The following is an 11129-nucleotide window of genomic DNA, read 5'->3' on the forward strand; positions in this document are numbered from 1 at the left end:
ACCGCATGAGTATCGGCTTTCATAAACGAGACACTGGCCATTGCTCAGCTCTTCGACGCACTCACGGCCCATGTAGGTGCAGGTTTTATCCTCTTCGAGGCGCGTGCAGGTGTTGGCCTCGGTGAATGACTCATCCCCGTCCTCATCTACGCCACCAAAGTTGCAGATCGGGGTGACGCTGATCTGGGTAGCTGCGCGGTCTGTGAGGGCATCAAATGGTGAAACAGGGATGTCGCCACCACAAATTTGACCAGACTGGCCTGAAGAGCCGATCAGGGCATTGACGCACCCATTGGCGTTTTGGGCTGTGGCGTTGACCGTATAAGCGACGTTGCAGGACTGTTCCTGCGCCAGCAGCTGAATCTCAGCCCACCGGTTCGCGTTGAAGACCCATGGGGTGAAAAGCTCTTCCGTAAATTCGAGGCGCGTAGTCAACGTGCCAGATGAGCCGCCCCCGTGACGGATACGGTAGATGCCATATCCACGTCCGTTAAGAGAGTGCGGGCGCGAGTAACTAAAATCTGGATAATACGTCCACTCGCCATGCGTGAACGAGTTCATATGAACATATGGTTCAGTGAGGCGCGCACCCTGCCAATGGATGTATTTTACGCGGCCTTGACTGTCATGAGCCCACTCGTAACCGATATTGGTCCCATAGCGAGGTAACTCATAGTAGTAGCCCGTTGGAGGCTCACGGATTATGTTATTCTGGCTCTGATAGGCGAGCCTCTGGATCTGCCCTTTGGTCTGAACAATCTCGGGGAAATCGCGGCCTTCGTTTGGCACCCACGTATTGCCGCCCTGATAGGTAAGAATGTGCGGCGTCCCCTGCGGCTGGTTAAAGCGCAGATTCGCGCGGGTCAGGTTGATATTGCTGCGGACTGTGAAGTTAATGCCCACAGCGTGAGGCTGATTATTCATGTCCAGCACGAGCTCAACACAGCCCCTGTTGCCACCACATGACTGAGCTCGGACCACGCCGCCATTGGTCGCTTCAGGGATAGCTTGCAGGATCGAGAGCTTGCCGCAGGTCTCGGGCACATCGACCCCAATTCTGCGACCGCCGTGCTGGCAGTAGTGACCATTGTCCCAGACATAGGTGAACAGCTCGGCAGGCCCACGGTATTGGCGCTGCGCGATCATCGGGGAGGTATCAATACCCAGAGTGTCACAGGTTTCGGTGACGCTATCGGTGTATTCGTGGGTAATTTCTTCCTGGATCTGGTGAACGATGCATTGCCCAAACTCGGCAGAAACATTTGGATCATCCATCAGATCGCGTGATGGGACGAGGAAACTGTCTCCGCTGACCGAGGGGATATTGTTGCTCTCACGCAAGACTTCCAGCGCCGCCGCCTCTGCGTTCAGGCTGCCCGTCGAGCTGAAATTGCCGGTTCCGCTTTGGAGGTTGCCAATCTGCTGGTCGCGGTGAGCATAGAGATCTTCATAGGTCGAGATCTCGGGGAGTGCGCCACCCTGTTCAGTCTGGGGAGCCGCGCCAAAGTAAAGGTCGGACGGTCCTAAACTTAGGTTGGAATTCCCCGGAGAGACGCCGATGATTTCGACATTCCCATTGTTATTGCCGTACAGGGCTCCGGGATTGGGTTTGAACAGATCGGTGTTCGCAAGCCCCGCTGCTGTCCCGGTGTCCATGGTCTGGGCCCATGCAATATCAGCCACTGAAGCATGGATCATGCCGATCAGGCTGAGGGTCGCACCGAGTTTTTGAATGAATGGATTCATGGCCTCAGTTCCCGATTATGGATGCACAGCAATCAGTCCAGCTCCAGCGGAGGTAGATGGGCATTTCCGCGACGCCGGGGACGACGCGGGCGGCTCCCCAGCGAAGCACAGATTCACCAGAGGCGTGGTTGCGCGTGCCTTCAGGGCGAGGCCAGGCCGTCTGCCAGCGGTAATGAGAGCGTTTGACCATGGGCGTGTACTGCGCCTGACAGAGGGCATCGTTGCCTACTGTCCTGCGGGTGATGCCCCGCGCCGCGTTCATTGCGAGTAGCTTTTGGGCGGTTGCAGAGCTGAACTGCATGGTGCCCTGAGCGTGTTCATAGCCGGTATAGGGGGCCATGGTGGACGACCACGATCCTCCACACCAAAAGAGGTTGTCGATAGGCTGGCCGAGGCTCGATGAGATGGAATCCGCTGCGCAGGCTGCCTGAGCAATGATCGAGGAGCCGAAGACCGACATGGGATTGCCGTACATGGCCACAATGGGATCGTTCCACATAGGGTCGATCTCAGACATGTAGAGGATGTCGATATCGCTGTATTGAGCGGCGCACTTGGTGAACAGCTCCATCATCAGAACAACGGGGTAGCTGTAGGTGTGGATGTGATTGAAGCTTTGCTGTTCAAGATCACCCGTCGGCGCGCCTGACGTGCCGAGGTAAAGCTTGTCGGCAAGACCGATCTGGACGCCTCCCAGCACCGATGAGCAGCCCGGTGTCATCGTGGTTTCATAGATCTGATCTGGCAGCCACATGCCAATCGGAATGCCCACAGAGGGCAGAGGGCCGTCAGAGCAGACGCAAACAGCACGGTTTGCGGCCCCATTCGGGACGCGGGGCTTTGATGAGAGCGAAAAGCCGTTGCTGTCGGTCCCGCCCTCAGACTGCGAGTTGCCGAAAAGGGTGATGCCAGCAAGCCGCAGCGGGAAGATGCACGACCAACAGACGTTCGAGACGATACCGGTGGTCAGAATATTCGACGCAGGGCACTGGCCCGCACTGGCCGCCGCGCTTGAGACTGCCAGCGCGAAAGCGGCGGTTTTGACGGTCCTTTTCAGCTTGGAAAACATCAGTCATCACCTCCGGGGCTGTCTTGGGGAGGCCCGGGCTGATCGTGAGGAATGTCTATCTTCTCCAAAAGAGCGAGGATCATCCCTTCGGTCAGGAGCGGGCGAGTGGGAAAATCCTGCCTGAGCAAAGGGAGATTCCCGAGGATGGTGGAATTGCTCATGCCTGCGGCGCGGTAGAGCTTCAGAAGATCCAGATCGCAGACCCGTTTGATCTTTCCGCACTGCCCGCAAAGGCCAAAGGCCATCAGATCTATGCTTGAGGCCTTCAATTCGAGGTGCTGCCTGCCGAGGCAGTGAGAGCAGATATTCAGGCTCACATGAGCCGAAAGCTTTTGATAGCTGGCGGCAAAGTCTTCGAGGGCTGCATTGAAGAAGCCCAACCCCGTCGCCTGTTTTCTCAGTCTGTCAATGTCGCGCCCGGTTCTCATCATCGCCAACCTCAGTCGTCCACGTCACCGCCGGTCGCGGCGAGGATGAAGGCCTCAATCGAGCTCATATGAAGCTTGTCGCCGCTGAGTGGGTGGCGAAGGAGAGGGAAGCTGTAGAAGGCGACGGAGGGCGGGATGCCCGCCTCTGCATAGCGGCGCAGCACATCAGGGTCGCGGCAATCCGCGATTTCAGCGCAGCAGGAACAACGCGCAAGTCCCCCGAGGTCGGCATATCCTGCGGGCAGCGCAATGCCACGTGCGCGGATGCACTTCTGGCAGATGCTTCTGATATTGGACTGATCCGGTAGATATTGCTCGGTCATAGCCTCTGCCCTCTCCCCATAGATGCGGCTCGTGAAATGGCCGCAGATTGTGTTTTTGACGCTCACAGCAGCCCCCACTCTTCGCTGATGACCTCGACGCGACCATTTCCCTGCTCCGGGAAGATCTCGGTCGGGGTAGCCTTGATGCTGAAGCTGGTGCGGAAGTGATCGTTGAGCAGGAAAACCTGGACGCCAAAGCGGTTGATCAGTGCCTGCAACCCATCCCACGGCTCCTGACCGGGTTGGGTCTGAGGAACCTCAGTCACAATGAGCATGATGCGGGAGACGCCGGCACGGTTCGTCTGAAGCTGTTCCTCCACGAAACGAACTTCACGCTCGATGTTAGGATTGAAGACGAAGATGCGCCGATCAAAGGGCAGCACGTCGTGGGGCTGGAAGACTTCGCCTGCGAAAGCGAGGACTTTCCCATCGTTATCTTTGATCTCTTCACCAGCGCGGTACATGAAGTGGAGAACACGCCGCCTGTCAGTGCCGGCAGGCATGACACGCATGTTCTTCAGGCTGGCAGCCTGCCTGTCCCAATATCGGCTTTTGAGAACTTCAGGATCGCGGGTGAACCGCGACGCCACAGCGGCCGCTTCGCGCTCTGCCCGCACGCGCAGATCTTCTTCCTCGATCGGCACGGCATTGTTGGAGCGTTCATCGGTCTGCCCCTTCTGCATCCGCTCATAGAGCCAGTCAGGGTCATTAAAGCCGACGGCGCGGGCCATGATCTTGCCCACATCCTTGCCATTGGTGGCCGCAGTGTCGGTCTGGTTCAGGTCTTCGAGGATCATTGTCGGGGCCATTTCGGCGCCGGCCAGATCGAAGAGCTCGGGATCGAGGTTGATGTGGAGATCCTGGATCAGGTCGCCATCAGGAGACAGAAGCTCCTTAAGCCACCAGCCAAATTCCGGAACTGACATGCCATCGGGCACGCCACGGAAAACAAAACGCACATCCTTTCGGTTGCGGTGCAGGCTCATGAGGTCGCGCAGAGCGCCTTCACCCATGGCGCGGCTGACGAAAATAGTGACGCGGTAGCCCTCAGGAAGGCGGGCCTCGCCGGCCGCGGCAGCCAATGCTTCAGCTGGGGTCTGGCCGTCAGGCAGAATGCCGAGTGCAATGCCACGCTCCTGCAGGTCTTTCATCACGATTGCGGTGGAGCTTTGGCGGATTTCTTCAGCCATCTTATTGAAGGCTTCCATCCCTTTGGGATTGGCAAGCTCGGCACCAGTGGGCAGATCAAATTCGTAGTTGGACTGCGGCAGCAGATCCTGCGGGCTCAGTCGATATTCCTGAGCCTGTAAGGCCAGAGGCGCGCAGGAGAGCGCCAGTGCGGACAGCGCCGCTCTGAGGCTCACCACGCCCACAGGACGGTCCCCACAATCTGCTCTTCGCGGACGGGGCCGTAATAGCGGCCGTCATAGCTGTTTACCTTGTCACCCATCAGGAAAAGTTCACCCTCGGCCAGCTGAAATTCCCGCTCGAAGGCCTCGGGGGTGGATCCGATCATTTCAGCGGCTTCCAAGGCCGTCCCATGGGCCCAGATCTCTTCGCCATGGCTGAAGTTGATGCCTTCGCGTGTAATCTCCACCTGATCGCCCGGATCGGTGGCCACGGCGCGTTTGACCATCACATGACCTGGGCGCCACTTGGCATTGGCGGGCGTCTGTTCTGCGGTCAGGGCAACCGCGACATAATCAAACCGCTGCACGTCGTCTGCTGTGGGTTTTTTCCATGTGTCGATCACATAGATCCACTCATCCAGACAGCGATGCTCCTGGGTGTCGAGGCCGATGGTATAGCGGGCTGAGGCATAGGCAGCGGTCCCGCCAAGAGCCGCGATCATTGCCACGAGTTTCACGCCAAAGCGCCAGCTGAAATCGTGGATCGTCTTTTTCTTACGCTCTGCCATGACGGGCCTCTCAGTTTTGGCGGGATGATGCGCTGACTGCGCCGCCCATCAGCTGGCGGGCAAAGTCTTCCACATCGGCTCCGATGGGTTTGGGGGTCTCGCGGGGCGGGGCTGCCGCCACAGGGGCGGCAGGCTGGGGCGGCACAGGCGTTGTGCCCGGCAGGACAGTCAGGGGTTTAACCACTTCATCGCGGCCAACCGCGCCACCAATGGCAACGAAATCAGCAAGGCGCAGAATGCTCTGGGGCGGGCCTTTGATCTCAATGCGGGAGTCTACGACGACATAGCCATGCGCTATCGCCTCAGCGACAGCCGCATCCACAACCGCAATCGGGTTCTGACCGGCTGCGGCATAGGGAGCCACCTGCTCGCTGATCGTCTCATTGTCGTAGATCAGCAGCTGCGTCGGCTCCGGGGTGCGCCAGACGAAGAGAAGTGCCGCCACAGCCGCGCCAAAGGCGGCTATGGACAGGCTGGTGGAGATGGTGACTTCCATCGAGTGATCGGCCATCACAGCCTCACACGCTGGCGGGCTTCAATGACCGCAGTGATGGCGTCAACGGTGGACATGCCTTGCGATTTGAAGCGGTTAATGTCGCGCACATCGTCGGGGTGCGTTGAGTAAAGAAGCGAGCGGAAGGGATCCACGACGAAGCGGCCGATACCTGCCCCGGTCGCAGTCCGCACGAAAACCTCTGAGAAGTGGCCTTTGACAGTGCGCACGGTTTTCAGGCGCTCACACAGCGCACGGCTGAACTCGGGGTGATCGCCGGAGGCAAGTTTGTCGAGCGTAGTGGACTTCTGCTGCAGCATGATGGTGGCTGCCGAGTTAGCCAGAACAGCGCGGCCAGTGGGCGTGTCGTGAAGGTCGGTCAGGGCCTGAGTGATGATGCAGGCGCAGCCATTGTATTTGCGGAAGCGGCGATAGCCGGCCTCGATGAAGTTGGCGATTTTCGGATCGCTAAGCAGATCCCACGCTTCATCGATCAGGAGCATTTTCTTAATGCTCACGCTGCCTTGGTACATGCCGTTCTGGATCTGGTAGATCAGCATGAGCAGCACGACCGTTTGGAGGTGCTTTTGGCTCTTCAGCTCTTCCAGCTCCAACAGAACGAAGTTCTTGGTGAAGTCGATGTTGGCAGGGCCGTTGAAATACTTGCCGTAGTGGCCGTCTTTGCAGAAGGGACGCAGGCCAAACGAAATGTCGCTGAGACGTTTTTCGCGGAACTCCTGTTGCAGCCCCTCGCCCAGCTCTTTCGAAAGAGCAAGGCATGCGTCCGCAATATGGTCGATCGACAGCTGGTCCCCATGCAGCTTGAACTGTTCCAGCAGAACCGTGCGCAATGCGCTGGTCTGGAAGTCATCAAGACCGGCCTGAGGGGCCGCCATTGTAGCCAGAAGGCTGATCAGAATGTCCTGAACTTCCTCGAAGGTTTCATCATCCTTCACCCACGAGAAGGGGTTGAGGCAGATGTTTGACCCCTGTTCGAAACTCAGGAACTGGCCACCCAAGCTGTCACAGAGCTTCATGTAGGAGCGGCCAACGTCGATGACCCAGACCTTGCCGCCCGTGGCGAGGATCGATGAGATCATTTCGTTCGAGAGGAACGATTTACCCGCGCCGGATTCAGCACTGATCGTCATGTTGTAGTTGGTTCCACTGTCAAAGGGCGAGAACCCCATAACCTGACCGCCACGCCCCACGAGCGAAACCAGAGGCGTCGGTGTGCCGCGCCACTCAAAGAAGCAGGGCACGAATACCGAGATCCCGGTGCCGTTCATCAGGCGGTAACGTGAGAGGTTGCGCTGGTCTTCTTTTTCCGGACCGAGCGGCAGGTTGGCGCGCAGGAGCGGGAAGACGACGCCGGCATCTTCCATAAAGCTGAAGCCGATGCCGTTGAGGTAAGTCCGCGTTACGGAGGCGTTGCGGCGGGCTTCCTCGGACGAATTGCTGAACAAAAGGATGTTCAATGCGAAGCGGTGCACGGTGTCACCGTTCTGAATGGACTGAGACAGCAGCGACCAGTCAGCGTGCCGGATCGGGTACTGCGGAAGGATGCGGGCAAACGGGCCGGTGGCGTAGTTGCCATAGTAATTCCGCCGCGCCTCGATCTTGGGCTTCATCTCTGAAACGTCTTCGATCTTGATCGTGCAGTTGATCATGTGGGTGCAGGGGATGCCCTGATCGCCAGAATGCGAGTCCACGGAAAGCCGCTCTGCCAGCCCGAAATAGGCGCTGCGGGGCAGTTTCTTGACCGAGAGCGAGGAGACATAGGTATCGCCTACGCGCACCTGCTTTTCGCCAACAGTGACGGTGTTATCGAAGTCCACGACCTGTTCACGCAGCCAGCGGCTTTCATCGACCGGCTGGCGGCCGCTGCGCCACGCAGCAAGGTGGCCGCGATTGAAGATCTGCGACAGGTAATAGAGCAATTCGGTGTCGTTCAGGACGCGCAGTTCCTGAAACCCGATGGTGTGGAGAAGCGCAGACACGTCAGAGCGCAGCCGCATCGAGGACGAACACTCTTCTTCATCCGGTGTAATTGCCTTGATCGGGATCTTCACCGAGATCAGCAGCGTGGCATTGCGGAAGGGGATATTCGTGCCGATGCCTTTTGCTCCATCGAGCACGAATTGAGCGGTCTTTTTGACGGCAGCGGTGATCAGAGGATCGTCGCTGCCCATGCGGGCCTTGCGGAAGTCAGCCACGTGGTCGGACACATCGTCAAAGACCATCAGGTTGAACTGCAGCATCGAGCCCTTGGGAAACTCTGCGTTGAGCAGCGAGGCAAAGCGGCGCTCCATGGTGGGCTCAAATCCCGCCAGCGGCTGAGCCGAGAAGGTGAAGCCGATGTAGTTCCCGTCAAGCAGGAACAGCTTGCTGTCGTCGTCATAGGCGAGCCACGGCAGGTAATCGGGCAGCTTCTGGTACTGGAGGAAATCGAACATGGTGGCCCCAATCAGTTGCTTGCGAGGAAGGTTCGCAGATCGGCGGGCATGCCGCGAGCGATGCCGCCTTCGGCACCAATGATGTAAGGCACCCCCGTTACCCCGAGCATCTGGCTCAGGATGGTGCGCTGCATGATCGGCTCGGGGTTGCAGCTTTCAGGTGCAGCCTGTGTCTGCATCCAGCGGCGGTCCTTGGTCATGAGAGCGCGCAGAGCTTCCTCACGGTTGGTCGCGCAGCTGATTGCGGTCACGGCCTTTGTGCTGTCGTCACCGAGGAAGGGGACGGTCAGGATCTTGAAGGTGTATTCCTGTGCGTAGCTTGGATTGCCGAGCATTTCGTCAAACAGCTGGCCGCAGAAGGGGCACAGAGGATCCACGAAGACAGTGACCTTCTTGGGGCCGGTGCCATAGAACATCGGATCAATATCCTCGTCCTTCAGGCCCAGCTCTGAAAGGTTGAGGGTCTTCTTGGTGTTGCGCAGCTGATCCATGGTCTGGATCGTCTCGCCGTTCCAAGTGTCGAAGATGACGCCGCGCAGGATAAAACGGCCGTTTTGGCTGACATACGCGATGCCGTCACGCCCATGCAGCGAGATCGCATGAGTGAAGGGGCTGACCAGTTGCTCGTATTCCTTGATCTGGTCCTTCTCCACCTGAACGGCCACGCCGGGATTGGTGAAGTCAGAGATATAGGGAATTTGAGCAGAAGGTTCCTGAGCAGCGGCACCAGTCACGGAGAGGCAAAAACCCGTGAACACTGCGGCAGCCATTAGCTTTTTTGCTTTCGCCATCTTATGTGACCCATATAGAAGGAAAAGGGGCCGCGGGCTCGTCTCCCGCAGCCCCCCGATTAGCTGGCATCAGATCGCGAAATGTGCTGCCAGCGAGGCGTGTAGTGTGGGCCGTTTACGGCTCACACTTACTCAGCTGCGATCTGAGCGACTTCTGCTTCCACAGCGACGGTTTCAGCCGAAACGGTGGCGGTCAGGATGGAGTCGAGGATGGTCGGGGTGATCACGAGGCCGAATGCGACGGCGATCGAGATACCGCATGCCATCAGGTTCTGACGGGCAATGCCCATGAACAGGCCGACGAGCAGGAAGGCGACTGCCATTGCGCGGCCGAAGAAGCCCTCGATCCAGCCGACGAGCATTTCGTAAGCTTCCTGGAATTCGGCACCCGAGGTGCCCGCCTGAGCGGCGGTTGCCAGAACGGCGGTGCCTGCTGCAACTGCTGCGAGCGGTGCGACTTTCTTGAACAGTTTAGCGAACATGGAGTCTCTTCCTTTATTTGAGACGATGGTTTTCTGACGGGCGGTACATCGGGCCGCCGCCACGTCATTCGAGGTAAATGTGGCCCGAATTGGTGAGGACGCCTCTGCTGGTGCGCATCGGTGCCACCCAGACCCTCATGGTATCAGCGCGCTGGAGAGCGGCTTCCGAAGGGATCGGGGAGACAGGTCCATTGGAATTCTTGTGCGCCTGACGCACGGAGGCGCATGCCTCCGGGTTCTTGTCGCACTCGCCCTCGCTCTGGCCGAGCACGTTTGCACTGCCGCAGGCGGAGAGAAGAAGGGCGGATAGGATGAGCATCTTACGCATGATCAACCCTTGAACTTGATGGTGAGCATTTCGGTCAGGACAACATCAATCCAGCGGTCGTTACGCACTTCGAGGACCGGGAAAGTCTGTTCAGCCAGATCGAGGTAGTATTCGGTGAGAAGGTCGAAGCCTTTGCTGGCCCCTTCCATGGCGCCGCCGCCGCCTGCGCCGCCGAGGAAGACGTTGCCCTCACTGCCACTGTCGAGGGAGGACAAAAGGCCCTGTGCAAGTGCGGAGCCGGCAGCTGCCGCAAGAATGCGCCCCGAACGGCTGACCAGCGTGCCCTTGATGCCGTTCTTGCCGTCTTCACCCGCCACAAAGAAGCGCACGGAGCCTTCAACAGCGGTGTTGTCGCGCAGGATACAGCTGACCGTCTCGCCCCGGATATTGACGCGCTCGGAGCCGAGATCCCCATAGGCAGAGCCAAGCAGATGGCAGTCCGTCACATCAGCCCAGGCGTGATTGGGGAGAATGGCCTCTTTCTTGATCCGCATCAGGACCGGCACGGGCGATTGCTGGGCGCGTGTCCCCGTAGGCGCATCCAAGCCAGTCAGGAGGTAGGCTGAGAGAATAGATCCTGCGGGGATCTGAACGTCGGGGATGTTCGACAGCATTTCCTGCCGCTGATCCACAGGCTCGGGATCAGGGGAGGAATAGACTGCGATGCGGGGGGCAACACGAGCCTGCGCACCTTGCTGAGGCGTCGCAAGTGGCGGCGGCTCAGCTGGCTTATAGATGCTTTCGTTGCGCTCGGTTTGGGCACGTTCACGCGCACGACGGCGGGCGATCTCTTCCGGGCTCTCGGCTGGCACTGCGGGAGCGGCGCGGGTGGAGCCACGGCTTGAAACCGAGGGCGGGACAGCGACGGGGCCAGGCACAGGTGCAGGCGCCATTTGCGAAGCAGCCCGCGAGACAGCCTCATTCACGCGACGATCAATGTTGGCGTTCATGTCGCGCTGCATAATGTCGATCGAGCGCGTGAGGTTGCCCACGACCGACACCAAACGGTCCAATTCGCTGCGCATGTCATCTCTCTGGCGTTTCCCGCCGGTTTCCAGTTCCGCCAGACGACGGTTCAGGCCCTCCAACGAAACA

The 11129-nt window shown here is 58.9% G+C and carries 11 protein-coding genes; all 11 read right to left on the reverse strand.

Annotated elements, in window-relative coordinates:
• The coding region (locus tag EP867_RS17915; protein ID WP_194085568.1) for a hypothetical protein at positions 1–1746 on the reverse strand (1746 nt) is incomplete at its 3' end.
• Positions 1747–1750: 4 nt separating this feature from the next.
• Positions 1751–2815 carry a TraU family protein gene (locus tag EP867_RS17920; RefSeq protein WP_124964878.1) on the reverse strand — a complete coding sequence of 355 codons (1065 nt, stop codon included), beginning with the start codon at positions 2813–2815 and terminating at the stop codon, positions 1751–1753.
• Positions 2815–3246 (reverse strand): hypothetical protein, encoded by a 432-nt coding sequence (locus EP867_RS17925; RefSeq protein ID WP_124964879.1) that lies wholly within the window; start codon positions 3244–3246, stop codon positions 2815–2817. Before EP867_RS17925 ends, EP867_RS17920 begins: the two co-directional genes overlap by 1 nt.
• Positions 3247–3254: 8 nt before the next feature.
• Entirely contained in the window at positions 3255–3632 is a 378-nt protein-coding gene (locus tag EP867_RS17930; protein ID WP_128490834.1) for a hypothetical protein, read from the reverse strand.
• A complete protein-coding gene (locus EP867_RS17935; RefSeq protein WP_128490835.1) occupies positions 3629–4939 on the reverse strand; it encodes a TrbC family F-type conjugative pilus assembly protein in 1311 nt (436 codons plus the stop codon). Before EP867_RS17935 ends, EP867_RS17930 begins: the two co-directional genes overlap by 4 nt.
• A complete protein-coding gene (locus EP867_RS17940) occupies positions 4927–5484 on the reverse strand; it encodes a S26 family signal peptidase (protein ID WP_128490836.1) in 558 nt (185 codons plus the stop codon). The genes EP867_RS17935 and EP867_RS17940 overlap by 13 nt, the downstream gene beginning before the upstream one ends.
• Positions 5485–5494: 10 nt before the next feature.
• The gene (locus EP867_RS17945) at positions 5495–5995 is read right to left on the reverse strand and encodes a hypothetical protein (protein WP_128490837.1); all 501 of its coding nucleotides are present in this window, start codon (positions 5993–5995) and stop codon (positions 5495–5497) included.
• Positions 5995–8433: a type IV secretion system protein TraC gene (gene traC, locus EP867_RS17950; protein WP_128490838.1), complete on the reverse strand. Its 2439-nt coding sequence runs from the start codon at positions 8431–8433 to the stop codon at positions 5995–5997. The genes EP867_RS17945 and traC overlap by 1 nt, the downstream gene beginning before the upstream one ends.
• Before the next feature lie 11 nt (positions 8434–8444).
• The gene (locus EP867_RS17955; RefSeq protein ID WP_124964885.1) at positions 8445–9224 is read right to left on the reverse strand and encodes a DsbC family protein; all 780 of its coding nucleotides are present in this window, start codon (positions 9222–9224) and stop codon (positions 8445–8447) included.
• Between the two features lie 128 nt (positions 9225–9352).
• The gene (traA, locus tag EP867_RS17960) at positions 9353–9706 is read right to left on the reverse strand and encodes a TraA family conjugative transfer protein (RefSeq protein ID WP_128490839.1); all 354 of its coding nucleotides are present in this window, start codon (positions 9704–9706) and stop codon (positions 9353–9355) included.
• A 330-nt stretch (positions 9707–10036) separates the two neighbouring features.
• Positions 10037–11129 (reverse strand): TraB/VirB10 family protein (locus tag EP867_RS17965; protein WP_206616374.1); only part of this gene is annotated, 1093 nt, incomplete at its 5' end.

This window comes from Falsigemmobacter intermedius, assembly GCF_004054105.1.
GTDB lineage: Bacteria > Pseudomonadota > Alphaproteobacteria > Rhodobacterales > Rhodobacteraceae > Wagnerdoeblera > Wagnerdoeblera intermedia.

Bases quoted from the DNA above. Each gene is read 5' to 3' on its own strand.
- traA (WP_128490839.1), bottom strand. From the start codon at position 9,706: ATGTTCGCTAAACTGTTCAAGAAAGTCGCACCGCTCGCAGCAGTTGCA.
- traC (WP_128490838.1), bottom strand. From the start codon at position 8,433: ATGTTCGATTTCCTCCAGTACCAGAAGCTGCCCGATTACCTGCCGTGG.
- EP867_RS17925 (WP_124964879.1), bottom strand. From the start codon at position 3,246: ATGATGAGAACCGGGCGCGACATTGACAGACTGAGAAAACAGGCGACG.
- EP867_RS17940 (WP_128490836.1), bottom strand. From the start codon at position 5,484: ATGGCAGAGCGTAAGAAAAAGACGATCCACGATTTCAGCTGGCGCTTT.
- EP867_RS17955 (WP_124964885.1), bottom strand. From the start codon at position 9,224: ATGGCGAAAGCAAAAAAGCTAATGGCTGCCGCAGTGTTCACGGGTTTT.
- EP867_RS17920 (WP_124964878.1), bottom strand. From the start codon at position 2,815: ATGTTTTCCAAGCTGAAAAGGACCGTCAAAACCGCCGCTTTCGCGCTG.
- EP867_RS17945 (WP_128490837.1), bottom strand. From the start codon at position 5,995: ATGGCCGATCACTCGATGGAAGTCACCATCTCCACCAGCCTGTCCATA.